We start from the raw sequence: 26,692 nt of genomic DNA on the forward strand, positions 1-26,692 counted from the left end.
TTAGCGCACCTTCAGGGTAGCGAGGCCGATCAGAACCAGCATCAGCGAAATAATCCAGAAGCGCACAATGACTCGCGGCTCAGGCCAGCCTTTCAATTCATAATGGTGATGAATCGGGGCCATGCGGAAAATACGCTGCCCGCGCAATTTGAAGGAACCAACCTGCAAAATAACCGACAGCGTTTCAACCACGAACACGCCACCCATAATCACTAACAGGAATTCCTGGCGCAGTAGTACCGCGATAGTGCCGAGTGCACCGCCCAGAGCCAAAGAGCCGACATCGCCCATAAAGACTTGCGCTGGATAGGTGTTGAACCACAGGAAACCTAACCCGGCACCGACAATCGCCGTACAGACGATAACCAGTTCACCGGAATGGCGCAGATAAGGGATATGCAGATACTCAGCAAACTTAATGTTACCTGTCGCCCACGCCACCAGCGCAAATCCTGCCGCCACCAGCACGGTTGGCATAATCGCCAGGCCATCGAGACCATCGGTCAGGTTTACGGCATTGCCGGTACCGACGATGACAAAGTACGCCAGCAGTACGTAAAACAGGCCAAGTTGCGGCATCACGTCTTTAAAGAACGGCACAACCAGCTCGGTGGCTGGCGTTCCCTTCCCTGCGATGTACATCGTGAAGGCAACAGCCAACGCGATAACCGACATCCAGAAATATTTCCAACGAGCAATCAAACCTTTGGTGTCTTTGCGTACCACTTTGCGGTAGTCATCGACAAAGCCAATCGCCCCGTAACCCACCAGTACGAACAACACGCACCAGACGTATGGATTGGAAGGATACGCCCACATCAACACAGAGATAACGATTGAGGTCAGGATCATAATCCCGCCCATCGTTGGTGTACCGCGCTTGCTAAAATGGGACTCCGGGCCGTCATTACGCACGACCTGGCCGAAAGAGAGTTGCTGCAAACGAGCAATCATACGCGGCCCCATCCATAACGAGATGAACAGAGCAGTCAGCAGGCTGACAATGGCGCGAAACGTCAGATAGGAAAAGACGTTAAAGCCTGAATAATATTTGACCAAGTGTTCGGCCAGCCAAACTAACATGTTCCATTCTCCTGTAATGCGAGTACTACCTGTTCCATGGCAGCACTACGTGAACCCTTCACTAAAATGGTCATCATTGAATGCTCTTCGATAAGCGCCTTCAGACGCACGATTAAAGAAGGCTTATCGGTAAAATGTTCGCCAACTTCAGAGGCTTGGCTGATAATTTCGCTCAGTTTGCCAACACTCAATACACAATCAATACCCACGGCTTTCGCCGCTTCACCCACCTGACGATGGCATTCAACAGACTCGTCGCCCAGTTCAGCCATATCGCCAACAACCATCACGCGGAAACCCGGCATTTCAGACAGCACCTGCGCGGCGGCGGTCATTGAGCCCACATTCGCGTTGTAACTGTCATCGAGCAGAAGTTGGTTTTCGGAAAGTTGAATCGGGAACAAACGCCCAGGAACAGCTTTTAAGTCGGCAAGACCTGCTTTCACAGCTTCCAGTGACGCCCCCACCGCCAACGCCAGCGACGTTGCAGCCAATGCATTAGCAATGTTGTGACGGCCAGGAAGCGGCAAGGTCACATCAACATCGCCGATTGGCGTTTTGATGGTGAACTCAGTGCCATGTACGGTGATGTGGACATTGGTCGCGGTAAAATCACTTCCGGTTGCATTCGGAGAGAAACGCCAGGTTTTGCGCGCACCAATAATTTCTTGCCAGTTCAGCCAGTCATTATTGTCGGCATTGAGAATCGCAATACCATTCTCCGGCAGGCCGGCGAAGATCTCACCTTTCGCTTTCGCAACACCGGCAAGTGAGCCAAAGCCTTCAAGGTGTGCCGCGGCAAGGTTGTTCACCAGTGCGGCTTCCGGGCGCGTCAGATTAACCGTCCAGGCGATTTCACCTTGATGGTTTGCACCCAGCTCAATGACAGCATATTCATATTCTGGCGTCAGGCGTAACAACGTCATTGGCACACCAATGTCGTTATTCAGATTGCCAGCGGTATACAAGGTGTTACCGCATTCGCGCAAAATCGCTGCGGTCATCTCTTTTACAGAGGTTTTTCCGGAAGAACCAGTCAACGCCACAATCCGCGTTGGAACCTGTTGACGGACCCAGGCCGCCAGTTCGCCGAATGCTTGATGTGTATCTGCAACCACAAGTTGCGGAACCTTAACATCCAGCTTGCGAGAAACCAGTAATGCACCTGCCCCGCCGTTTACCGCATCTTGCGCAAAATCGTGTGCATCGAAGCGTTCGCCTTTTAATGCGACAAACAGGCACCCAGGCGTTAATTTGCGCGTGTCAGTGGTGACATCAATGATGTCCGCATCAGCGCCGTGCAATTCGCCATGCAGGATAGTGGCGAGCTGGCCTAATGAAACGCGGATCATGCCACAACTCCCAACAGGCGGGCGGCAGTGACGCGGTCGGAATAGTCCAGACGGCGCACACCAACAATCTGATAGTCCTCATGGCCTTTGCCTGCTACCAGAACGACATCATTTTCTTGCGCCTGCATAATCGCGTTGGTTACCGCTTCGGCACGACCTGAAACCACATGTGCACGCCCGGCGTCCAGCATGCCAACCAGAATATCAGCCACAATTGCGTTCGGCTCTTCAGTACGTGGGTTGTCATCGGTGACAACCACAACATCCGCATATTGCTCGGCGATACCGCCCATAATCGGACGCTTGCCTTTATCACGATCGCCACCGCAACCGAAGACGCACCATAGCTTGCCACTGCAATGCAAACGGGCAGCCTGTAATGCTTTTTCCAGAGCATCCGGCGTGTGGGCATAATCCACCACTACCGTCGGTTTACCCGGCGCGCTGAAAACTTCCATTCGCCCGCAAACCGGTTGCAGACTCGGTGCTGTTTTCAGTAATTCTTCAATTGGGTAATCCAGCACTAACAGAGTCGCCAGCGCTAACAACAAGTTGCTGACGTTAAAGGCTCCCATCAGGCGGCTTTCAATTTCGCCATCGCCCCAGGAGGAGTTGAACTGGATAGTCGCGCCACCATCGTGATAATGCACGTTGGTGGCTTTCAACCAACGGCCACGACAGCCAGGCTGTAAATTATTTTCCATCGTCACGGCAACGGCGTCAGGTAGACGCGCTAACCAGTTGCGCCCGACCTCATCGTCAGCATTGATGATGGCATGGCCATAATCGTGTTCGGAGAACAGCAGCCATTTAGCCGCTTCGTAACCTGCCATATCGCCGTGGTAATCGAGGTGATCACGGCTTAGGTTGGTGAACACGCTGGCGGCAAATTTCAGAGCGGAAACACGATGCTGAACCAGACCGTGGGAGGAAACTTCCATTGCGGCAAAGCTCGCACCTTGCTCTGCAAGGTTAGCAAGCACTTGCTGTACATCAACGGCAGAACCGGTGGTGTTTTCGGTTGGTTTTACGTTACCAAGCAGGCCGTTACCGACAGTCCCCATAACGGCACTGGTTTCGCCTAATAACTGGCTCCACTGCGCAAGCAACTGAGCTGTAGTGGTTTTACCGTTAGTACCCGTCACGCCAACCAGGCGTAATGCACTCGAGGGTTGGTGGTAAAAACGCCCTGCCAGGGCAGAAAGGCGTTGATGCAGCTGGCTCAGATAAATAACCGGCACACCGTGCATTTCACGGACTTCGCCATCCGTTGCTTCGCCTTCAGCTTCAGCCACGACAGCGGCTACGCCTTGCGCTATTGCCTGCGGGATATATCGACGCCCGTCCGCCTGATGGCCGACTACAGCCACAAAAAGGTCGCCCGACGCCGCCACGCGACTATCGAGTGTCATTTCTCGCAGAGCTCTCGCAGGTAGCGCTGGCACCCACGGAGCGAGAAGGTCGCGCAAATTACGATCTGCCACCTGTTCCCTCTTTTTGATTGATTACAAATTCACTTTTTTCACCTGTCGCCAAAGCATCCGGTTCGATATTCATGGTGCGCAGAACGCCGCCCATGATGGCACCGAACACAGGTGCAGAGACGGCACCACCGTAATATTTACCTGCTTGTGGATCGTTAATGACCACAACCAAAGCGAATCGTGGATTACTGGCTGGCGCAACACCTGCGGTGTAAGCGATGTATTTGTTGACGTATTTTCCATCCGGCCCGACTTTTTTCGCAGTACCGGTCTTAATTGCAATGCGGTAACCCTTGATGGCCGCTTTCACGCCACCACCACCGGGTAATGCCACACTTTCCATCATATGAACGACGGTACGAACCAACGGTTCAGGGAAGATACGTTCACCTGGAACCGGTGGATCAACCTTCGTTATCGACAACGGACGATATACGCCGTAGCTGCCGATCGTTGCGTAGACACGCGCTAACTGTAACGGGGTTACCATTAGCCCGTAGCCGAAAGAGAAGGTGGCCCTCTCTATGTCAGACCACCGTTGTTTTTGCGGATATAAGCCACTGCGTTCTCCGACCAGCCCCAAGTTGGTCGCTTTTCCCAATCCAAAACGTGAGTAAGTATCTACCAACGCTGAGGAGGGCATCGCTAACGCCAGTTTTGAAACCCCGACGTTACTCGACTTCTGTAGTACCCCGGTAAGGGTCAATTCGCTGTAGCGCGCCACATCTTTGATCTCATGACCATTAATGCGGTACGGCACGGTATTCAGAACGGTGTTTTCACGTACCACACCACGTTGCAGAGCGGTCATGACAACCATCGGTTTAACTGTCGAACCCGGCTCGAAAACGTCCGTAATAGTACGGTTACGCATAATGTCTTTCGGCGTGCCGGTCAGGTTATTGGGGTTGTAGGAAGGGCTGTTAGCCATCGCCAACACTTCACCTGTATTCACATCCACCAGCACTGCACTACCTGATTCAGCTTTGTTGAAGGCCACAGCGTTGTTGAGCTCGCGATAAACCAGCGCCTGCAGGCGTTCATCAATGCTCAAAGCCAGGTTATGGGCAGCCTGGCTATCGGTTGAGGAGATATCTTCGATGACGCGACCGTAGCGGTCTTTACGCACAACGCGCTCGCCAGGTTGGCCGGTAAGCCATTTATCGAAGCTCTTTTCTACGCCTTCAATCCCCTGACTATCGACGTTGGTGAAGCCAATAAGATGAGCGGTTACTTCGCCAGATGGGTAGTAGCGACGAGACTCTTCACGTAGATGAATCCCTGGAAGTTTGAGTTTTTTGATGTAGTCGCCGATATCGGGGTTTACCTGGCGTGCCAGATAAATAAAGCGACCTTTTGGATTGCTGTTGACGCGAGAAGCAAGCTGATCAAGAGGGATTTTTAGAGCATCTGCCAGTGCTTTCCAGCGGTTATCAAGCGTAATGCCACCCGCATCATGCAACTCTTTAGGGTCTGCCCAAATCGCATTCACCGGCACACTCACTGCCAGTGGACGACCTGCACGGTCGCTAATCATGCCACGAGAAGTCGAGACTTCCTGCACGCGTAGGGAACGCATATCCCCCTGGCGCACTAACATGTCTGGCGCGATGATTTGCAGCCAGGCAACGCGCCCCAACAGGAAAACCAGCGCCAGCAAAATGCAACCGCAAAGCAACGCAAAACGCCAACTTACAAAGTTGGCCTGTTCTTCCTGGCGTTTCGGTTTAAGCGTTTTTGCCGCTGCTCTCATCTGTCACGCGATTCCTTATTGCTGAACTACGATGTTTTCCTGCGATGGGTCGACATGCTGCAATTGCAGCTTTTCCGTCGCGACCCGCTCCACTCGGCTATGATCGCCTAGTGCATTTTCTTCCAAAATCAGATTGCGCCACTCGATATCTAACGCATCACGCTCCACCACCATTTGCTCACGCTGTGCGGTAAGCAGACGGGTATGGTGCGCGGTGGTGACGACAAAAATGGCGGTAACGATAATGGCGGTAAACAAAATCAGTGGCATTTTCCCATGACGCAGCAAGTCACCACCAATCACCGCTGGTAGTGCATGACGCTCGCCACTGCTCAACTGGCCAGTAACTTTATTTAGGGCTTCTGCCACTTTATTGATCATGCGTTCGTCCTTTCAGCGATACGCAGTACCGAACTACGCGCGCGTGGGTTTTCCGCCACTTCTTCGTCACCCGGCATCATTTTGCCGATGGATTTTAAATATCTGCCGCCGAGTTTATTCAACTGAGCTTCAGTCATTGGAATACCAGCCGGAACCTGTGGCCCACGGGTGTTTTCACGCATAAAGCGCTTAACAATCCGGTCTTCCAAAGAGTGGAAACTGATAATCGACAAGCGGCCACCAGGGGACAGTGTTTCAATTGAACCTTTAAGTGCCTGTTCAATCTCTTCAAGTTCACTGTTGATCCAGATACGGATCGCCTGGAACGTACGCGTTGCCGGATGTTTAAACTTATCTTTTACCGGCATTGCCGCAGCCACGACTGTTGCCAGTTCTTTGGTACGAGTCATTGGCTGTTCACGGTTGCGCTCAATAATGGCGCGAGCAATACGCTTACCGAACTTTTCTTCACCAAAGGTTTTAATAACCCAGGCGATATCAGCTTCGTCTGCTGTGAGTAACCACTGAGCAGCGGATTGACCACGAGTTGGGTCCATACGCATATCTAACGGGCCGTCACGCATAAACGAGAAACCGCGTTCAGCATCATCGAGTTGCGGTGAAGAGACGCCAAGATCCAACAGGATGCCGTCAATTTTTCCCAGCAAATCGCGTTCGCGTGCGTATTCAGCTAATTCAGAGAAAGGCCCATGAATAATGGAGAAGCGTGGGTCATCAATTGCCTGAGCCGCTTCAATTGCTTGCGGATCACGGTCGATAGCCAGCAAGCGTCCTTCTGGTCCCAGTTGGGAAAGAATCAAACGAGAATGGCCGCCACGACCAAAGGTGCCATCGATGTAGATGCCATCCTGACGAATGTTGAGACCATTCACGGCCTCATCAAGCAGCACCGAAGTATGTTTAAAATTTTCCATCATTATTTATAGTGACAAGTCCTGCAGCCTATCCGACAACGTAGTCGTCGTGGCCTGCTCAGCGTCGATGTCTTCCTTGACCTGTTGATGCCAGGTCGTTTCATCCCACAGTTCAAATTTATTGAACTGCCCAACCAGCATCACTTCTTTGGTTAGCCCGGCGTGTTGGCGCAAAACTGGGGCCAACAACAAACGCCCGGCGCTATCCATCTGACATTCACTGGCATGGCCCAGTAACAATCGCTGCACGCGACGCTCAACCGGGTTCATGCTCGACAGACGAGCTAGCTTTTGTTCAATAATTTCCCACTCGGGAAGGGTATAAAGCAGCAGGCATGGGTGATGGATGTCGATGGTACAAACCATCTGACCTTCAGAGGTTTCGACAAGCGCATCCCGGTAACGGGTAGGTACGGCGAGCCGCCCTTTGCTGTCGAGATTGACTAATGTTGCCCCACGGAACATGCCAGCCTCACCCTTAAATTCCCCTTTCCACCACTTTGACCCACAAAATCCCACCTAAAGGAGTTTACGGAGCGGAGGAAAACCTTGTCAAGCAAGCTACAACGCAGACGGAAATAATTTTCATCTCCTAAGCGATTGATAAATGACTGGCGTGAAAAGGCGCTACATTCACGATGCAAAATTAACGTTATGAATATTTGAAAGAAAAAGGATCAATAAGCATAAATATCGTTAAATCGACTGAAAACCTGACAGGTAAAATATGAAGTGTCCAGTTTGCGACGCGGTCGGCATTTTAAGGTATTTCTCGGCAGGATAACAGCGTCAGATGTAGGCGAAGCGCGGGCTGGAGGGAAGTTTGATTCTTTTCAGATAGCTATTGTTTAATTATCCGGCATTTTTACACATTGCTATGTAACAAAATAATTCCAAAGCCGTGTTATATCGATTCTGGAATTAAAGATTTAACTATTACCGGTAAAAAATAATTACCTGTATTACTAAGGGAATTAACACGAGAATATTCTTAAATAAGAATGGCAGCCGGAACTGCCATTTCTTGTTAGTGGCGACTTAAACTGCCACGACGGTATAGATTACGGCGAATACGAGTGAGGCCGGCCTTAGGTTTACGTGGCTCATCAAGACTGGCAAGAACTAATTCCAGCACACGCTCCGCAACATCACGGTGGCGCTGAGCTACCGCGAGGACTGGGCATTGCAGGAAATCGAGCAGTTCATGATCCCCAAAGGTAGCAATCGCCAACTCTGTCGGTAATTGCCCCTCACGCCGCAATGTTACATCCATAACACCTTGTAATAACGCAAATGAAGTGGTGTACAGGGCCTGTGGCATTGGATGGGTTTCCAGCCATTTATCAAATAACTGTGCTGCAGCTTCGCGCTCGTAGCTGTTGGCATAGAGGAAATTCACCTCACGCGGATCATCCTTCCATGCAGTGCGAAAACCTTGTTCACGCAGATAGCTGACGGAAAGCTCAGGCAATGCGCCAAGGTAAAGTACAGTTTCAGCAGGAAAAGTACGCAGCTCGCTGGCCAGCATTTCTGCATCTTCCTGGTCAGCACCCACTACGCTGATGAAATTTTCACGGTCTAATGCACGATCGAGTGCAATTATTGGGAAGGGATCGTTCGCCCAACGCTGATAGAACGGATGCTCAGGGGGTAAAGAGGTGGAAACAATGATGGCATCCACCTGACGTTGCAACAGATGTTCGATACAGCGCATTTCGTTATCCGGCTGATCTTCAGAGCAGGCAATTAATAGCTGGTACCCACGCTGACGAGCCTGCCGCTCGAGATAGTTAGCGATACGGGTATAACTCGTGTTCTCAAGATCTGGAATAACCAATCCGATAGAACGCGTACGCCCGGCACGTAATCCCGCCGCCACCGCATTCGGGTGGTAGTTATGTTCGCGAACAACCGCCATAACTTTATCAACAGTCTTATCGCTGACGCGATACTGCTTTGCCTTACCGTTGATGACGTAGCTCGCCGTGGTGCGCGAAACTCCAGCCAGGCGCGCGATTTCATCCAATTTCACAGTAGCCCCTTATTTAGGATTGCCATAACCATGCCCTGGTCATGGTTTCATTTTTATCATCTAAGCGCAGAATAATAACTCGGGCAACCGCTTTTACTGGCAGTTGTTGGGTCATTTGCAAAAAAAAACCCGGCATGAGTAGACCGGGTTACTTTTTATTCGCCATTCACAGGCTAGCGCATGATCTTATCACCACGCGATACGCCCACAATACCCGAGCGTGCCACTTCGACAATTTTTGCCACTTCACGAATCGTATTCAGGAAAGCGTCTAGCTTATCGCTGGTTCCTGCTAACTGAACCGTATACAGCGTTGGGGTTACATCAATGATTTGCCCACGAAAGATCTCAGCGTTGCGCTTCACTTCTTCACGCCCGTAACCACTGGCTTGTACTTTAACCAGCATGATTTCGCGCTCAACGTGGGCCCCTTGTCCCAGTTCACTCACCCGCAGAACATCAACCAGCTTGTGCAATTGCTTTTCAATCTGCTCAAGCACTTTTGCATCACCTACCGTTTGGATAGTCATACGAGACAGTGTCGGATCGTCAGTCGGTGCCACCGTCAGGCTTTCAATGTTGTAACCACGCTGAGCGAACAAGCCAATAACTCGGGACAGCGCCCCGGACTCATTTTCGAGTAATACAGATAATATCCGGCGCATAATCAGGTTCTCTCCGTTTTACTTAACCACATCTCATCCATACCACCGCCACGGATCTGCATTGGGTACACATGCTCAGTGCCATCGACAGTCACATCGACAAATACCAGACGCTGGTTACGCACCGCTTCCAGCGCTTCAATAAGTTTGCTTTCCAGTTCTTCAGGTTTACTGATACCAATCCCAACGTGGCCATAAGCTTCTGCAACGCGTACGAAATCAGGTAAAGACTCCATATAGGATTGGGAGTGCCGACCCGAATAAATCATGTCCTGCCACTGTTTGACCATGCCGAGATAGCGGTTATTAAGATTGAGCACTAACACTGGCAAACCGTATTGCAGCGCAGTAGAAAGCTCCTGGATATTCATCTGAATACTGCCATCGCCGGTGACACAAACTACGGTTTCCTCCGGCAATGCCAGCTTCACACCTAGTGCCGCAGGCAGGCCAAAGCCCATGGTGCCGAGGCCACCAGAGTTAATCCAACGGCGTGGTTTATCAAAGGTGTAATAGAGTGCGGCGAACATCTGGTGCTGGCCGACATCCGAAGTGACATAAGCTTCGCCTTTGGTCAGACGGTAGATAGTTTCAATAACTGCCTGTGGCTTAATTTTATCGCTGGTTCTGTCAAATTCGAGGCACTGACGCGCACGCCATTGCTCAATCTGTTGCCACCAGTCACGAATTTCATCGCAGGATTGTGACGTATCCTCCTGCGCCAGCAATTCCAGCATCTGCTGTAAAACCTGACGCGCATCGCCAACAATTGGAATATCTGCACCGACTGTTTTAGATATCGAAGTTGGGTCGATATCAATATGCAGCACAGTCGCGTTCGGGCAGTACTTCGCCAGATTGTTAGTGGTGCGGTCATCAAAGCGCACTCCGACACCGAAAATCACATCGGAATTGTGCATCACCATGTTGGCTTCGTAGGTTCCGTGCATCCCCAGCATTCCTAATGCCTGACGATGCGTTCCCGGGAATGCACCCAACCCCATTAAGGAGGAAACAACGGGAATATTGAGTTTTTCCGCCAGCTCGTGCAATTCGTCATGGCAAGCAGCAGTGATTGCCCCGCCGCCGACATACATCACCGGTTTTTTCGCCGCCAGCAACGTTTGCAGTGCACGCTTAATCTGCCCTTTGTGACCTTGAGTGGTCGGGTTATAAGAACGCATGCTGACGGATTCAGGGTAGCTATAAGGAAACTTGTTTGCCGGACTCATAATGTCTTTCGGCAAATCCACCACCACCGGCCCTGGGCGACCGCTTGCTGCGAGCCAGAAGGCTTTTTTAATAATGGCCGGAATATCTTCCGCTTGTTTGACTAAGAAACTATGTTTTACGACTGGGCGAGAAATTCCCACCATGTCGCATTCCTGGAAAGCGTCATAGCCAATAAGGGATGTCGCCACCTGGCCCGATAGTACGACCATCGGGATTGAATCCATATAAGCCGTAGCTATACCGGTTATCGCGTTTGTCGCACCCGGACCTGATGTCACAAGTACGACACCCACTTCACCGGTTGCACGTGCAAGGCCATCGGCCATATGCACTGCTGCTTGTTCGTGGCGTACCAGCACATGATCAATGCCGCCAATAGTATGAAGCGCATCGTAAATATCGAGTACTGCGCCTCCGGGGTAACCGAATACATGTTTAACGCCCTGATCGATAAGCGATCGAACGACCATCTCGGCTCCTGACAACATCTCCATGGTTTGCCTCCAGGCTTACGTGTTTGACCGACCGCTGAAATCATTTCGGCTAAGTCGTTGAGACAGGTTGTTGCGCCCTGCATTTATTTTCTTTTTTGATAGTCCGCCTAACATAACCGTTGAAAATCAGGCAATCAATTGCCAATCTTCAGCCGTCGATACAGCGTTTTCTCATCAACACTGCAAAACACTACTCAGACGGAGTTAAGCTCTGAGCATAAGCAAAGATTATGATTGAAAATGTTATGAATGGTGGCTTTGTAGGTTAAATCTAATTACAGCAGGAATTATTGGGATCGAAGGAAGGAAAGAACAAAAACAACTACAGAGAAAAAAACCAGAAAAATGAATAAATGCGGAATAACCGAATAGTTTTTACTATCCGGCTGGATCAAGTGAACAATCGGAACCTATTTACTACATACAGTGGTCAGAAGTTTTTCCATCCACTGATGCCCTTTATCGCGTCCGGCAGCTTCGTGCCAGGATAAATAGCAGGTGGCCTTATTATTTTGCAGCGGCAGTGGGAATGTTTGCAAATGAAGTGATTCAGCAAACTCTTCAGCTAACCAGCGTGGTGCGATAGCGACCAATTGAGTCTGCGAAACAACATTTAAAACACTAGTTAATGCCATTCCTTGATAAGCAATACAGGATTGCTGTTCCAAAGTGTGATACCACGGAGCACTAAATGATGCAAAACGCTCAAGGGAGACCACTGCATGTTTTTCGTTATAAACATCTTCTTCAGTAAGCGGTTTAATTAAACGCGGATGCTTCTGATTGGCTACCAGTACCATTTCATCTTCAAACAATGGGATACAAGTAAACTCAGGACGACGAAATTCACTATAGCTAATAACAAACTCGGTCTCTTGATAACGCAATTGATGTTCAATATCTTTATTTAATGAAGACTTAAACAATAATTGAATACCTGGAGCAAAACGCTTCATATTATTGAAAATCGCAGAGGTTAACATATTGTCCAAAGGACTACTGACGCAGATGTTAAACACTCTTTCACTGCTGCTCGGTTCGAAACCAGCTCCCGGCAACTCATTCTGTATCAATTGCAAAGCCTGACGAATTGAACCAAATAGCTGAAATGCGCGTGCTGTAGGCTGGATACCACGGCCGTAGCGAACAAACAGCTCATCATTGAACATCACTTTAAGCCGGGCTACTGCATTACTCACTGCGGGTTGGGACATTCCCAGAGATTGAGCAGCACGAGTAATATTCTGCACCTGCATAACAGCATCAAATACAGTTAATAAATTTAAATCAACGGAACGCAACTGAGGCTTAAACCCATCATGAGCTGCTGGCTGCTCTACGTAGTTATCAGACATGTTAGTCTCCACTAAGATTTCAATTCCTTATTCACAGATTAGCCCTGTGAACTACTCCTATTATCATTTACTAAGCAGAGCATGCTGATTTATGCATTTAAAAACGTTAATTAAACAATTCAGATATAAATCAATAAATTTACGCTTTCTAATATACCAACACGACTTCAGCTACTGACACCCTGATAAATCTATAAAACTCATATGATTTTACTCTTCGTCAGTTGATTTCTGGATCGTGCTAATCAAATCACAAAATGACTTAACACACAATGATTCGCACAGTGAATAATATATTAAGCATGGATAACATCATCATCACGGAAACAATCTCTCTACTCATATTCAGTTAATAAAGAAAGAGGCCAAATTCCTAAAATAGCATCAAAACATGGATTATTGACCTCAAATCATAACCATGATGAATGAAATAGATAACAAACATTATATTTTTAATTGTTTCTGAGAATTTCAATTTTACAGGGGAACGTAAGTAATCCTTTTCCATACTTTTTAGATATATTATGAAAGTTACATATGTCAGCACAAATGGCTTAGGTCGGTGGTTGTCTTTCAATCCTTAATCGGGGGTTGAGGCAATCGAGTGTTGACACAGCAAAGCAGATCAAGTACCAATAAATGCATAACGAATTCACTTGAGGCTTGAAACATGATTCGCAGCATTCGCCTACTAGACCTACTACTAAACGCAACTTCTTTGCGCGGTAGGCTGGTGGGCGAAATCAAGCGTTGATTCAAGCCATCAGACAGAAAAAACCCGCGCCACTGCGCGGGTTTTTTTATGCTCGTAGCAACGGCCCCTAAGACGAGAAAGGACCACAACATGAGCCAACAAGTCATTATTTTCGATACCACTTTACGTGATGGTGAGCAGGCGTTACAGGCTAGTCTGAGTGTTAAAGAGAAACTGCAAATCGCAATGGCACTGGAGCGTATGGGTGTTGACGTGATGGAGGTTGGTTTCCCTGTTTCCTCCCCTGGTGACTTCGAATCTGTGCAGACCATCGCTCGCAACATCAAAAAAAGCCGTGTGTGTGGCCTCGCTCGTTGTGTAGATAAAGATATTGATGTTGCAGCTGAAGCATTAAGAATTGCCGAGGCCTTCCGTATTCACGTGTTCCTGGCGACATCCACGATGCACATCGAAACGAAACTGCGTAGTACCTTCGATGATGTGTTAGCCCGTGCAGTCAATTCTGTAAAACGCGCCCGTAACTACACCGACGACGTAGAGTTCTCTTGTGAAGATGCAGGCCGGACCCCAATCGATAACCTGTGCCGCATTGTAGAAGCTGCAATTGGCGCTGGCGCTACCACAATTAACATCCCGGACACCGTGGGTTACACCACTCCAGTACAGTTTGGCGGCATTATCCAGACCCTGTATAACCGCGTCCCTAACATTGATAAAGCGATTATCTCCGTTCACTGCCACGATGATTTGGGCATGGCGACAGGCAACTCTATCGCGGCAATTCAGGCAGGCGCTCGCCAGGTTGAAGGCACCCTGAACGGCATCGGTGAACGTGCTGGTAACACCGCGCTGGAAGAAGTGATCATGGCGATTAAAGTACGCGGCCAAATGTTGGGCGTGCATACCAATATCAATCACCATGAAATTTACCGCACCAGCCAGATTGTCAGCCAGTTGTGCAACATGCCAATTCCAGCTAACAAAGCGGTGGTTGGTTCCAATGCTTTCGCGCACTCCTCCGGGATTCATCAGGATGGCGTACTGAAAAACCGCGAAAACTACGAAATCATGACCCCGGAAACTATTGGTTTGAATCAGGTGCAATTGAACCTGACCTCCCGCTCTGGCCGCGCTGCTGTGAAACACCGCATGGAAGAGATGGGTTATAAAGAAGACGATTACAATCTGGATTCGTTGTACGACGCCTTCCTGAAACTGGCTGATAAGAAAGGCCAGGTATTTGATTACGATCTGGAAGCTCTGGCCTTTATCGGTAAGCAACAAGAAGAGCCAGAACATTTCCGCATGGAATACTTCAACGTGCAGTCCGGTTCAAGTGTGATTTCTACCGCTTCCGTCCAGTTGCAATGTGGCGAAGAAACACAATCTGAAGCAGCAACAGGCAACGGCCCGGTCGATGCGGTCTACCAGGCGATTAACCGCATCACCAATTACGATGTGGAACTGGTGAAATACCAGCTGTCTGCGAAAGGCCAGGGTAAAGATGCGCTGGGTCAGGTGGACATAGTCGTCACCCACAAAGGCCGTCGCTTCCATGGCGTAGGTCTGGCGACCGATATCGTCGAATCCTCAGCAAAAGCGATGGTCAACGTGCTGAACAACATCTGGCGCGCGGGAATCGTCGAGAAAGAATTGCAACGCAAAGCTCATAATAAAGAAAATAATCAGGAAACCGTGTGACATGTCAAAAACTCATCATATAGCAGTATTGCCGGGTGACGGCATTGGCCCAGAAGTCATGGCTCAGGCGCTGAAAGTACTGGATGCAGTTCGTACGCGCTTCGATATACGCATAACCACCAGTCAATATGACGTGGGCGGTATTGCCATTGACCGCCACGGCAATCCACTGCCGCCGGTGACCATTGAAGGCTGCGAACAAGCAGATGCCATTCTGTTTGGCTCCGTCGGTGGCCCGAAATGGGAACACCTGCCACCCGCTCAGCAACCTGAGCGTGGCGCGTTACTCCCATTGCGTAAGCACTTCAAATTGTTCAGCAACTTGCGCCCTGCTCGCCTGTATCAAGGCCTGGAAGAGTTTTGCCCGCTGCGTGCTGACATTGCCGCTAACGGTTTCGACATTCTGTGTGTGCGTGAATTAACCGGCGGGATCTACTTCGGTCAACCGAAAGGCCGCGAAGGTTCTGGCATGCACGAAAAAGCGTTTGATACCGAAGTGTATTACCGCTTTGAGATTGAGCGTATTGCCCGCATCGCTTTCGAATCAGCACGCAAACGTCGCAACAAAGTGACGTCGATTGATAAAGCTAACGTGCTGCAATCGTCGGTAATGTGGCGTGAAATCGTCGGCGAAATCGCTAAAGAATATCCGGACGTAGAACTGGCGCACATGTACATCGACAACGCCACCATGCAGTTAATCAAAGACCCATCTCAGTTTGACGTGCTGCTGTGCTCCAACCTGTTCGGCGACATTTTGTCTGACGAATGCGCGATGATCACCGGCTCTATGGGCATGTTGCCTTCCGCAAGCCTGAACGAACAAGGTTTTGGTTTGTACGAACCTGCTGGCGGTTCAGCACCTGATATCGCAGGTAAAAACATTGCTAACCCAATTGCGCAGATCCTGTCTCTGGCTCTATTACTGCGCTACAGCCTGGATGCTGAAGAGGCCGCACAGGCCATCGAAAACGCTATCAACCTTGCGCTGGAAGAAGGTTTCCGTACCGGCGATTTGGCTCGCGATGGCAATGCAATCAGCACCGACGAAATGGGCGATACCATTGCTCGTTTCGTGGCAGAGGGGAAATAATCATGGCGAAGACGTTATATCAAAAATTGTACGATGCCCACGTCGTTTACGAAGCAGTAGATGAAACGCCGCTGCTGTATATCGACCGTCATCTGGTTCACGAAGTGACCTCCCCGCAGGCGTTTGATGGCCTGCGTGCGCATAAGCGCCCGGTGCGTCAGCCAGGCAAAACGTTTGCCACCATGGATCACAACGTTTCTACGCAAACTAAAGACATCAACGCTTCCGGCGAAATGGCCCGCATTCAAATGCAGGAGTTGATGAAAAACTGCCAAGAATTCGGCGTTGAGTTGTATGACCTGAACCACCCATTCCAGGGCATCGTCCATGTCATGGGCCCAGAACAAGGTATCACCTTGCCTGGCATGACCATTGTTTGTGGCGACTCCCACACCGCGACCCACGGCGCATTCGGTGCACTGGCGTTCGGTATCGGCACTTCTGAAGTTGAACACGTTCTGGCGACGCAAACCCTGAAACAGGGTCGTGCTAAAACCATGAAGATTGAAGTCACCGGCACCGCCGCACCAGGCATCACGGCAAAAGACATCGTGCTGGCAATTATCGGTAAAACCGGCAGCGCTGGCGGTACCGGGCATGTGGTGGAATTCTGCGGTAGCGCAATTCAGGCGTTGTCGATGGAAGGCCGCATGACGCTGTGCAACATGGCAATCGAAATGGGTGCTAAAGCTGGCATCGTTGCTCCAGACGAAACTACGTTTAACTACGTGAAAGGCCGCCTGCACGCACCGAAAGATGCCGACTGGGACGATGCAGTAGCGTACTGGAAAACCTTCAGCACCGACGAAGGCGCTAAGTTCGACACCATTGTCACGCTGGACGCCGCTGACATTGCACCGCAAGTCACCTGGGGTACCAACCCAGGCCAGGTGATTTCCGTCACCGAAAACATCCCGAATCCAGAATCCTTCGTGGACCCTGTTGAACGCGCCTCTGCTGAAAAAGCACTGGCTTACATGGGCCTGAAACCAGGCATTCCATTAACCGAAGTGGCTATCGATAAAGTGTTTATCGGTTCATGCACCAACTCACGCATTGAAGATTTGCGTGCTGCGGCTGAAATTGCCAAAGGCCGCAAAGTGGCTCCAGGCGTGCAGGCGTTAGTGGTTCCTGGTTCCGGCCCTGTCAAAGCGCAGGCCGAAGCTGAAGGTCTGGATAAGATCTTTATTGAAGCGGGCTTTGAATGGCGTTTACCAGGCTGCTCGATGTGCCTGGCAATGAACAACGACCGCCTGGAACCCGGTGAGCGTTGTGCTTCCACCAGCAACCGTAACTTCGAAGGCCGTCAGGGCCGTGGTGGCCGCACGCATCTGGTTAGCCCAGCAATGGCAGCCGCCGCTGCGGTATCTGGTCATTTTGCTGACATCCGCACGTTGAAATAAGGGAAAACACCATGGCAGAAAAATTTATCCAACATACCGGCCTGGTCGTTCCGCTGGATGCCGCAAATGTTGATACTGACGCAATCATTCCTAAGCAATTTTTGCAGAAGGTGACACGCACCGGTTTTGGCGCTCATCTGTTTAACGACTGGCGCTTTCTGGATGACGCAGGCCAAAAGCCAAACCCAGAGTTCGTGCTGAACTTCCCGGAGTTTAAAGGCGCTTCAATTTTACTGGCGCGTGAAAACTTCGGCTGTGGTTCTTCGCGTGAACACGCACCGTGGGCCTTAACCGATTACGGTTTTAAAGTGGTTATCGCGCCAAGTTTTGCAGATATTTTCTACGGAAACTCATTCAACAACCAGCTGCTGCCGGTGACGTTGAGCGAAAAAGAAGTGGACGAGCTGTTCAAACTGGTTGCGGCAAATCCGGGGATTAAGTTTGTCGTCGATCTGCAAGCGCAAACCGTAATTGCGGGCGAGAAAAGTTACTCGTTTAATATCGATACTTTCCGCCGCCACTGCATGTTAGAAGGGCTGGATAGTATTGGCCTGACGCTGCAACACGAAGGTTCAATTTCTGCTTACGAGCAAAAACAACCGGCGTTTATGCGTTAACAATAATGGCGGGTGTTTCACCCGCCATTAGACTGATGACACAGCTTTGTTGTAGGTCCGGTAAGCGCAGCGTCACCCGACAAACGGTGGATGACGCTTCGCTTATCCACCCTACAACGGCTAAAACATTACTTTAATGTTTCGACCAGCCCTTTGCGCTGCCCTTCCAGCGTCACCACTTTGCTGCACACATCGCGGCCAAATTGCTCGAAATCTTTTTCCTGATTTTTCCACTCATTCTGAATGGAAGTCTGTAAGCCACCAAGGCTACCCAGCACGCCTTGCAGCGGGTTACCGCCACCTTTCAGAACCGCTTTCGCACCCATTTCGTTGATGCTGTCTTGCAAGATGCCGCCCATCGCCTGGTTTACCAGCTGTTGCCCATCGGCTCGAACCTGGTCAATCGCTTTGTAATGGAAGGTTAAACCGTCCTGACGAGTCTCGATAATACGGTTCATCTGCTCTTTGTGTTGCGCGTCGAGTTTAGTCAGGCGGCCACGCATATTGCTGCTCTCACCCACTTCTTTAGCGATGATTTTATCCAGCGCGACACGGCCTTTTTCTACACGAGCCAAAGCACCGTTATTGATCCATGGCAGGTCTGTACGCAACGCTTGCTGATAATTCACCGCCAATTGGCGCTGCGTTGCATTTAAAGTCTGTGGCTTGCCGTTGAATTGCAGGCTACCGTCTGGGGCAATAACCAGATTTCCATTCTCACCAACAACCTGGACTGATTGCGGGTTGATGACCACGTCATCGCGAGGAGTGACGCTACATTTATAGTCGGCCTGCGCCTGCATCGCGGTGAGCAGCAAAACGCCCATCAGTGCCTTACGAATCATAGTGACTCCTGAACTTCTAAAAATTTAAGAAAAAAAAGGCCGGTTTTCACCGACCTAATTATTCTGCAAATATCAATCCCACCAAACATCAAACAGCTCGCTGGTGCGAACGTCTTCTGCTTTGTGATCTTCAAGCCATTTGCGCACCAGAGCTTGATGCTCTTCGGTGCATTTGCCGATTTCCTGCAGGCAGATTAAGCCTTCCCAGGAAAGGTGGCCGCCGCCATCAAAAGCCAAACCATTTTTATCGATAACTTCGTCAATAAACGCATCAACGATTTTATCAATTTGTTCTTCGGAGGTGCCTTCCGGGAAACGCCATGCAACAGAGAACCCTAGTTCCTGGAATTCGTCGATGTGCATTTTCTTACGCAAACGACGGCTACGATTAATTGCCATTACTTTACCCTCTCGAACATTAAGTCCCATACGCCATGACCAAGACGATGGCCACGTTGTTCAAATTTGGTCACCGGACGTGAATCCGGGCGCGGTACGTAGTCGTTACTCTCTGACTGGTTTTGATAACCATCGATAGAGGACATCACTTCGAGCATGTGTTCTGCATAAGGTTCCCAGTCGGTTGCCATATGGAACACACCACCCAATTTCAGTTTGCTTTTTACCAGCTCGGCAAACGGCACTTGAACGATACGGCGCTTATTATGACGTGCTTTGTGCCACGGATCAGGGAAAAAGAGCTGAACCATGGATAAAGAATTGTCAGGAACCATTTTTTGCAGCACTTCAACCGCGTCGTGACACATCACGCGCAGGTTCTCAACGCCCTCTTCATGAGCTGTCGCGAGGCATGCACCGACGCCTGGTGAGTGCACTTCAATGCCTAAAAAGTTCTGCTGTGGATTAGCCTTTGCCATTGCCACCAGCGACGTACCCATGCCAAAACCAATTTCCAGCGTCACTGGTGCTTCGCGGCCAAACAGCTCGGCAAAATCGACAGGCGCGTCTTGATATTCAACGCCCATCACCGGCCAATAGTTTTCCAGTGCGTACTCCTGCCCTTTAGTCAGGCGACCCTGGCGGCGCACAAAACTACGAATCCGGCGCATTGCGCGGCCTTCTTCATTAAATTCCGGTGAGATGACGTCATTTTTCATGGTGTTCAGGCTTTGAGTTAGTGTTCGGGAAACGGGCATTATCCAAAGTTAATGATGAGAAGCAAGCACCAGAAAGTTCCGGTTTACAGCACGGAGCCGTCTGTGCTGGAATCAGCCCCCTAAATCACACATTTATCGGATGCCAGGCAACAATGATACAAGCGCCGCAATTCGCCAACCAGGTTCTCGACTGGTACCAAAAGTACGGGCGCAAAACCCTGCCATGGCAACTCGAAAAAACGCCATATAAAGTATGGCTGTCGGAGGTAATGTTGCAACAAACGCAAGTTACCACCGTCATTCCTTACTTTGAGCGCTTTATGGAACGCTTCCCGACCGTCACCGATCTCGCTAATGCGCCACTTGATGAAGTGCTACATCTTTGGACTGGCCTCGGTTATTACGCTCGCGCCAGAAATCTGCATAAAGCAGCACAAATGGTGGCTAATCTTCACAATGGCGTGTTCCCGGAAACCTTTGAAGAGGTTTCAGCGCTACCCGGTGTGGGTCGTTCCACCGCAGGTGCAATCCTCTCTCTATCGCTGGGCAAACATTTCCCGATTCTTGATGGCAACGTAAAACGCGTGCTGGCACGTTGTTATGCGGTTTCTGGCTGGCCGGGTAAAAAAGATGTTGAGAAGAAACTCTGGGACATCAGCGAACAAGTCACACCCGCGCAAGGCGTTAGCCAATTTAACCAGGCGATGATGGATCTTGGCGCGATGGTTTGCACGCGTTCGAAACCCAAGTGCGAACTTTGTCCGGTGAATAATATTTGTGTCGCTTATGCCAATAACAGTTGGGCGAACTATCCAGGCAAAAAACCGAAGGTGACGATACCTGAGCGCACTGGCTATTTCCTGATGATGCAGCATCAACAAAGCATCCTGCTTTCCCAGCGCCCTGCTGTTGGATTATGGGGCGGTTTGTACTGCTTCCCACAATTTGCGAGCGAAGAAGAGCTGTACGACTGGCTAGCACAACGCAATATTCCCGCAGATAATCTCACGCAATTAAACGCCTTCCGCCATACATTCAGCCACTTCCATTTGGACATTGTCCCGATGTGGCTGCCGGTGCTTTCGTTTAATGGGTGCATGGATGAAGGAACCGCTCTCTGGTATAACTTAGCGCAGCCACCGTCCGTAGGACTGGCCGCCCCTGTAGAGCGTTTATTACAGCAATTACACGCCGAGCCGGTGGTACTTAAACCCGCACGAGCTGTTGAAGAGGAATAATGATGAGCAGAACTATTTTTTGTACTTACCTACAACGTGACGCGGAAGGCCAGGATTTCCAGTTGTATCCAGGTGAACTCGGCAAACGTATCTATAACGAGATCTCTAAAGAAGCATGGGCTTTGTGGCAGACCAAACAAACCATGCTTATCAATGAACGCAAAATGAGCATGATGAATCCAGAACACCGCAAAGAGCTGGAAGCTGAAATGGTCAACTTCCTGTTCGAAGGCAAAGAAGTCCACATCGAAGGCTACACGCCGCCAGAAAAATAAAAATACAGGGGCCATCGCCCCTTATGCAAACTCCAACAAGCACACGCATACACGGAACGATGAAAAAATTTCTCGCGCTAGCTCTGGTTGTCCCCTTGCTCATCTCATGTTCGAGCAAAAAAGAAGACTCCTATAACGAGGCTTTTGTTAAAGACACCAATGGTTTCGATATTTTGATGGGGCAATTCGCTCATAACATTGAAAATATCTGGGGCATCAAGGAAGTGTTGATTGCGGGTCCTAAAGACTACGTGAAATATACCGACCAATACCTGACCCGTAGCCACATCAACTTTGACGAAGGTACGATTACCATCGAAACCATTGCCGGCACTGAACCTGCTGCGCACTTACGTCAGGCGATCATCAACACGTTACTGATGGGCGACGATCCGGGTTCAATCGACCTTTATTCCGATGCCAACGATGTGGTTATCTCCAAAGAACCGTTCCTGTATGGCCAGGTAGTTGATAACACCGGCCAGCCGATTCGCTGGGAAGGCCGCGCCTCTAAGTTTGCTGATTACCTGCTGCAAACACGCATGAAAAGCCGCAGTACCGGGCTGAAAATTGTTTATAGCGTGACCATCAACCTGGTACCAAACCACCTTGATAAACGTGCGCATAAATACATTGGCATGGTACGCAAAGCGTCGAAGAAATATGGCGTCGATGAATCCCTGATCCTGGCAATCATGCAAACCGAATCGAGCTTTAACCCGTATGCCGTGAGCCACGCTGATGCACTGGGCCTGATGCAGGTTGTGCAGCACAGCGCCGGGGTTGATGTCTTCAAATCGCAAGGGAAATGGGGCAAACCAAGCCGCAGCTTCTTGTTTGACCCGGAAAGCAATATCGATACCGGCACGGCTTATTTGGCGATTCTGCAAGACAGCTATTTGAGCGGAATTGATAACCCAACCTCGCGCCGTTATGCCGTCATCACCGCATATAACGGCGGTGCGGGCAGCGTGCTGCGCGTGTTCAACAACGATAAGAACCGCGCGTTCAATATTATCAATAGTATGGCTCCAGGTGATATCTATCAAACCCTGACAACACGCCACCCGTCTGCGGAATCTCGTAATTATCTGAAAAAAGTGAACACCGCACAGAAGAGCTATCGTCGGCGTTAATCCTCTGTTTGTTGTCTCTCCTGTCATTCATTTTGATGCCAGGAGAGACAACATTGCCCGCGCTTTACCTGCCTCATTCAGCAAAAAATGTAGCCCCGGTCACTATTTTCGAATGTAACTTGAAGATGTTTTCATTTATTTGCTGAATGTACCAAAAATTACTCCGCAGCCCTGCTAATGTTACGATTACAACATATCGAAACAGATATGTGAGAAATGAAACATTCGATAGTTAAATCCTGTGAGGAAATTTCCATGAACCTTAAGCTGCAGCTTAAAGTACTTTCGTTTCTGCAGTTCTGCTTGTGGGGTAGCTGGCTGACTACGCTCGGCTCATACATGTTCGTCACCCTCAAGTTTGATGGCGCGGCCATCGGCGCGGTATACAGTTCATTAGGGATTGCTGCGGTATTTATGCCAACGCTACTGGGTATTATTGCGGACAAATGGATTAGTGCGCGCTGGCTCTACGCTGCCTGTCATCTGGTTGGCGCCGTCACACTGTATTTCGCAGCCCAGGTCACCTCACCGAGTGCGATGTTCGTGGTGATTCTGCTGAACTCACTGGCCTATATGCCAACGCTTGGCCTGGTGAACACCATCTCTTACTATCGCCTGCAATCAGCGGGAATGAATATTGTCACTGACTTCCCGCCAATTCGTATCTGGGGAACCATTGGCTTTATCTTCGCCATGTGGGGCGTGAGCTTCTCAGGCTTCGAATTGAGCCACATGCAGCTTTATATCGGTGCCACACTGTCAGTGGTTTTAGCCTTGTTCACCCTGACACTGCCACATATTCCGGTCGCCAACGCGCAAAAAAACCAAAGCTGGACTTCCATGTTAGGGCTGGATGCCTTCGCTTTATTCAAAAACAAGCGCATGGCGATTTTCTTTATCTTCTCTATGCTGTTAGGTGCCGAGTTACAAATTACCAATATGTTTGGCAACACCTTCCTGCACAGCTTCGATCAAAACCCGCTGTTCGCCAGCAGCTTTATTGTTGAACACGCGTCAGTGCTGATGTCTATTTCGCAGATTTCTGAAACCGTATTTATCCTGACGATTCCGTTCTTCCTGCTGCGTTACGGCATCAAGAACGTGATGCTTATCAGTATTGTGGCGTGGATGCTGCGCTTTGGTCTGTTTGCCTTTGGCGACCCAACGCCGATGGGCACCATGCTGCTGGTAATGTCGATGATCGTCTACGGTTGCGCCTTTGACTTCTTCAACATTTCCGGTTCGGTATTCGTTGAGCAAGAAGTGAAACCAGAAATTCGTGCCAGCGCACAGGGCATGTTCCTGATGATGACCAACGGCTTTGGTTGCATTTTGGGCGGGATTGTCAGCGGGAAAGTGGTGGAAAACTACACGACGGCTGGCATTACTGACTGGCAAAGCGTATGGCTAATTTTCGCCGGATATTCACTGGTACTAGCCTTCGCCTTCGTCGCACTGTTCAAATATAAACACGTCAGAACGCCTGCGGCTATCCAGCCAGTTGCCTGATTGATAACACCTAAAACTACTGGCAAATCTTTTTTCGTAGGTCGGATAAGCGCAGCGTCATCCGACACCACTAATGTAAATTGGTGGATGACGCTAGCGCTTATCCCCCCTACAAAAGCTGAAAAGGGGAGCGTTTTTAGGCTTTTATCATGTAGCCGTACAAACGCTTGATCCCATCCGCATCTGTTTCGCTATACACACCCTGTAATTCTGGCGAGAAGCCCGGCAACATATTCACACCTTCCTCCAGCGCGAGGAAATAACGCAGCGCGGCACTGCCCCAGACTTCGCCCGGTACGACACACAACACGCCCGGCGGATACGGCAACGCACCTTCCGCCGCAATGCGCCCTTCTGATTCGCTTAAACGCACCAGTTCCACATTGCCGCGAATAAACTCGCTGTTGGCATCCTGTGGATTCATAGCAACCGCAGGCAAGCTGGCTTTGCGGAACATCGCTTTTTGCAGATCTTTCACCGCAAAGCTGACGTAAAGATCGTGCATTTCCTGGCACAACTGGCGCAGCGTATAGCCTCTGTAGCGTTGGGAATATTTCTGATAGATCGTCGGCAAAACATCCACCAGCGGTGTATCGTCTTCGATATGCTGCTCAAACCGCGCCAGCATCGCCACCAGATGCGCCAGCTTCTCAGTGCTTTCCGCAGGCGTCAGTAAGAACAGAATCGAATTAAGATCCGATTTCTCAGGGACAATCCCGTTTTCACGCAGATAGTTTGCGAGGATCGCCGCAGGTACACCAAATTCAGTGTATTGCCCGGTTTGTGGATCGATACCCGGTGTCGTCAGCAACAACTTGCAAGGATCAACGAAGTATTCATCCTGCGCATAACCTTCAAAACCATGCCACTTCTCACCCGGCTCAAAACTGAAGAAACGGCGCTCCTGCGCGATTGCCGTAGTGGGATGATCCTGCCACGGCTTACCCGCCACCACCGGTGGGATAAACGGTTTGATCATCTTACAATGGGCGATGATCGCTTTGCGCGCTTCAATGCCCTGCACCACGCACTCGGCCCATAGACGGCGTCCGCTCTCCCCTTCGTGAATTTTCGCGTTCACATCAAGTGCGGCGAACAGCGGATAAAACGGGCTGGTTGAAGCATGCAACATAAACGCGTTATTCAGCCGCTTATGCGGGCAGAATCGTGCTTGCCCACGTAAATGGTTATCTTTTTTGTGGATCTGCGAAGTCTGCGAGAAACCGGCCTGCTGCTTATGCACCGATTGCGTCACAAAGATCCCCGGATCGTTTTCGTTAAGATCCAACAGCAGCGGCGAGCAGTCCGCCATCATCGGGATGAATTGCTCATAACCGACCCATGCTGAATCAAACAAAATGTAATCACAAAGGTGGCCGATGTTATCCACCACCTGGCGCGCGTTATAGACGGTGCCATCGTAAGTCCCGAGTTGGATCACCGCCAGGCGGAACGGACGCTTTTCTTGTGCGCGAGCTGGCGCAACTTCGGCGATCAACTCACGCAGATACTTTTCATCAAAACAGTGCGCATCGATACCGCCGATAAACCCAAATGGATTACGAGCAGCCTCGAGATAAACCGGAGTCGCTCCGGCCTGAATCAATGCACCATGATGGTTTGATTTATGGTTGTTGCGGTCAAACAGAACCAGATCGCCACGGGTCAGCAGCGCATTAGTGACGACTTTATTGGCCGCCGAGGTACCGTTTAGCACGAAGTAAGTTTTATCCGCGTTAAACACTTTGGCGGCAAACTTCTGCGCATGCTTGGCCGATCCTTCATGGATCAGCAAATCACCGAGTTTAACGTCAGCGTTGCACATATCGGCGCGGAATAGATTCTCGCCGAAGAAATCATAGAACTGGCGGCCGGCCGGGTGCTTTTTGAAAAATTCACCGTGTTGGTGGCCAGGGCAGGCAAAAGTGCTGTTTTCCATCGCGACATATTTCGTCAACGTATCGAAAAACGGCGGCAACAGATTGGCTTCGTAGTCACTGGCCGCTTTTTCCAGCTCCAGATAATCCTGCGCTTCGCCGGTTATCAGCCCCGATATCCCTTCTTGCTCGCCAGGCCTTGCATCAGCGGCTAAAAAAACGGGAATCGAAAAACCTGTACGTTTGAGTAGCGCCAGAATACCGCTGCAGCTATCAGCGACAGAAAGGACAACGGCGGCGATATCGGTGAAGTCAGTGCTATCGAGCGTGACCACTTCGCGATGCGTTTCAAGTGTGGCAACCACATCGTGGCTGGCGGCAATTTTCAAAGATTTCAT

Annotated in this window: 23 protein-coding genes; 8 read left to right on the forward strand and 15 right to left on the reverse strand. The window is 50.1% G+C overall.

The features are described from left to right. The 11 genes from mraY to leuO form a co-directional block, all read right to left on the reverse strand. Window positions 1-1,083 (reverse strand): phospho-N-acetylmuramoyl-pentapeptide-transferase, encoded by a 1,083-nt coding sequence (gene mraY, locus MNO13_RS20205; RefSeq protein WP_064539934.1) that lies wholly within the window; start codon window positions 1,081-1,083, stop codon window positions 1-3. Next, window positions 1,077-2,435 (reverse strand): UDP-N-acetylmuramoyl-tripeptide--D-alanyl-D-alanine ligase, encoded by a 1,359-nt coding sequence (gene murF / locus MNO13_RS20210; protein WP_064539936.1) that lies wholly within the window; start codon window positions 2,433-2,435, stop codon window positions 1,077-1,079. The genes mraY and murF overlap by 7 nt, the downstream gene beginning before the upstream one ends. Then, the gene (gene murE, locus MNO13_RS20215; RefSeq protein WP_064539938.1) at window positions 2,432-3,919 is read right to left on the reverse strand and encodes a UDP-N-acetylmuramoyl-L-alanyl-D-glutamate--2,6-diaminopimelate ligase; all 1,488 of its coding nucleotides are present in this window, start codon (window positions 3,917-3,919) and stop codon (window positions 2,432-2,434) included. Before murE ends, murF begins: the two co-directional genes overlap by 4 nt. Beyond that, entirely contained in the window at window positions 3,906-5,672 is a 1,767-nt protein-coding gene (locus MNO13_RS20220) for a peptidoglycan glycosyltransferase FtsI (protein ID WP_064539940.1), read from the reverse strand. The genes murE and MNO13_RS20220 overlap by 14 nt, the downstream gene beginning before the upstream one ends. Before the next feature lie 15 nt (window positions 5,673-5,687). Further along, window positions 5,688-6,053 (reverse strand): cell division protein FtsL, encoded by a 366-nt coding sequence (ftsL, locus tag MNO13_RS20225; RefSeq protein ID WP_064539942.1) that lies wholly within the window; start codon window positions 6,051-6,053, stop codon window positions 5,688-5,690. Continuing rightward, window positions 6,050-6,991, reverse strand: a complete 942-nt coding sequence (gene rsmH / locus MNO13_RS20230; protein WP_133522754.1) for a 16S rRNA (cytosine(1402)-N(4))-methyltransferase RsmH — start codon at window positions 6,989-6,991, stop codon at window positions 6,050-6,052. The genes ftsL and rsmH overlap by 4 nt, the downstream gene beginning before the upstream one ends. Window positions 6,992-6,994: 3 nt before the next feature. Next, window positions 6,995-7,453 (reverse strand): division/cell wall cluster transcriptional repressor MraZ, encoded by a 459-nt coding sequence (gene mraZ, locus MNO13_RS20235; protein WP_064539946.1) that lies wholly within the window; start codon window positions 7,451-7,453, stop codon window positions 6,995-6,997. Between the two features lie 562 nt (window positions 7,454-8,015). Then, window positions 8,016-9,020 carry a catabolite repressor/activator gene (gene cra, locus MNO13_RS20240; RefSeq protein WP_064539948.1) on the reverse strand — a complete coding sequence of 335 codons (1,005 nt, stop codon included), beginning with the start codon at window positions 9,018-9,020 and terminating at the stop codon, window positions 8,016-8,018. Window positions 9,021-9,193: 173 nt separating this feature from the next. After that, window positions 9,194-9,685, reverse strand: coding sequence for an acetolactate synthase small subunit (gene ilvN, locus MNO13_RS20245; RefSeq protein WP_064539950.1), 492 nt, complete (start codon window positions 9,683-9,685; stop codon window positions 9,194-9,196). A gap of 2 nt (window positions 9,686-9,687) precedes the next feature. Beyond that, window positions 9,688-11,412: an acetolactate synthase 3 large subunit gene (gene ilvI / locus MNO13_RS20250; protein ID WP_232886607.1), complete on the reverse strand. Its 1,725-nt coding sequence runs from the start codon at window positions 11,410-11,412 to the stop codon at window positions 9,688-9,690. A 410-nt stretch (window positions 11,413-11,822) separates the two neighbouring features. Next, window positions 11,823-12,767 carry a transcriptional regulator LeuO gene (gene leuO / locus MNO13_RS20255; RefSeq protein WP_064539952.1) on the reverse strand — a complete coding sequence of 315 codons (945 nt, stop codon included), beginning with the start codon at window positions 12,765-12,767 and terminating at the stop codon, window positions 11,823-11,825. 844 nt (window positions 12,768-13,611) lie between these two features. Between leuO and leuA the strand changes: the two genes are divergently transcribed. The 4 genes from leuA to leuD are packed head-to-tail and all read left to right on the forward strand — an operon-like array spanning window position 13,612 to window position 18,296. Further along, a complete protein-coding gene (leuA, locus tag MNO13_RS20260; RefSeq protein WP_064539954.1) occupies window positions 13,612-15,183 on the forward strand; it encodes a 2-isopropylmalate synthase in 1,572 nt (523 codons plus the stop codon). Between the two features lies 1 nt (window position 15,184). After that, window positions 15,185-16,276: a 3-isopropylmalate dehydrogenase gene (gene leuB / locus MNO13_RS20265; RefSeq protein WP_064539956.1), complete on the forward strand. Its 1,092-nt coding sequence runs from the start codon at window positions 15,185-15,187 to the stop codon at window positions 16,274-16,276. A gap of 2 nt (window positions 16,277-16,278) precedes the next feature. Continuing rightward, the gene (gene leuC / locus MNO13_RS20270) at window positions 16,279-17,679 is read left to right on the forward strand and encodes a 3-isopropylmalate dehydratase large subunit (RefSeq protein ID WP_241939173.1); all 1,401 of its coding nucleotides are present in this window, start codon (window positions 16,279-16,281) and stop codon (window positions 17,677-17,679) included. A gap of 11 nt (window positions 17,680-17,690) precedes the next feature. After that, on the forward strand, window positions 17,691-18,296 hold the full coding sequence (gene leuD, locus MNO13_RS20275) for a 3-isopropylmalate dehydratase small subunit (RefSeq protein ID WP_237931560.1): 606 nt from the start codon (window positions 17,691-17,693) through the stop codon (window positions 18,294-18,296). 128 nt (window positions 18,297-18,424) lie between these two features. Here leuD and MNO13_RS20280 read toward each other — a convergent pair whose 3' ends face one another. From MNO13_RS20280 to trmB, 3 genes are all read right to left on the reverse strand, one after another. Further along, a complete protein-coding gene (locus MNO13_RS20280) occupies window positions 18,425-19,141 on the reverse strand; it encodes a YggN family protein (RefSeq protein ID WP_241939174.1) in 717 nt (238 codons plus the stop codon). A 72-nt stretch (window positions 19,142-19,213) separates the two neighbouring features. After that, window positions 19,214-19,540 carry a YggL family protein gene (locus tag MNO13_RS20285; RefSeq protein ID WP_064539966.1) on the reverse strand — a complete coding sequence of 109 codons (327 nt, stop codon included), beginning with the start codon at window positions 19,538-19,540 and terminating at the stop codon, window positions 19,214-19,216. Continuing rightward, window positions 19,540-20,259, reverse strand: a complete 720-nt coding sequence (gene trmB, locus MNO13_RS20290; RefSeq protein WP_064539968.1) for a tRNA (guanosine(46)-N7)-methyltransferase TrmB — start codon at window positions 20,257-20,259, stop codon at window positions 19,540-19,542. The genes MNO13_RS20285 and trmB overlap by 1 nt, the downstream gene beginning before the upstream one ends. A 155-nt stretch (window positions 20,260-20,414) precedes the next feature. Between trmB and mutY the strand changes: the two genes are divergently transcribed. The 4 genes from mutY to MNO13_RS20310 all read left to right on the forward strand — a co-directional run bounded on the left by mutY (window position 20,415) and on the right by MNO13_RS20310 (window position 24,417). Then, on the forward strand, window positions 20,415-21,497 hold the full coding sequence (gene mutY, locus MNO13_RS20295; RefSeq protein ID WP_157092904.1) for an A/G-specific adenine glycosylase: 1,083 nt from the start codon (window positions 20,415-20,417) through the stop codon (window positions 21,495-21,497). Between the two features lie 2 nt (window positions 21,498-21,499). After that, window positions 21,500-21,772: an oxidative damage protection protein gene (locus tag MNO13_RS20300; RefSeq protein ID WP_034493327.1), complete on the forward strand. Its 273-nt coding sequence runs from the start codon at window positions 21,500-21,502 to the stop codon at window positions 21,770-21,772. Window positions 21,773-21,831: 59 nt separating this feature from the next. Beyond that, window positions 21,832-22,908 (forward strand): membrane-bound lytic murein transglycosylase MltC, encoded by a 1,077-nt coding sequence (mltC, locus tag MNO13_RS20305; RefSeq protein WP_064539972.1) that lies wholly within the window; start codon window positions 21,832-21,834, stop codon window positions 22,906-22,908. A 255-nt stretch (window positions 22,909-23,163) separates the two neighbouring features. After that, complete coding sequence (locus tag MNO13_RS20310) at window positions 23,164-24,417, forward strand: nucleoside permease (protein WP_064539974.1); 1,254 nt, start codon at window positions 23,164-23,166, stop codon at window positions 24,415-24,417. A gap of 136 nt (window positions 24,418-24,553) precedes the next feature. On the opposite strand, the gene MNO13_RS20315 is transcribed toward MNO13_RS20310, so the two are convergent. Further along, the gene (locus MNO13_RS20315) at window positions 24,554-26,692 is read right to left on the reverse strand and encodes an ornithine decarboxylase (RefSeq protein ID WP_241939175.1); all 2,139 of its coding nucleotides are present in this window, start codon (window positions 26,690-26,692) and stop codon (window positions 24,554-24,556) included.

This window comes from Buttiauxella ferragutiae, assembly GCF_022637515.1.
Taxonomy (GTDB): Bacteria; Pseudomonadota; Gammaproteobacteria; order Enterobacterales; family Enterobacteriaceae; genus Buttiauxella; species Buttiauxella ferragutiae.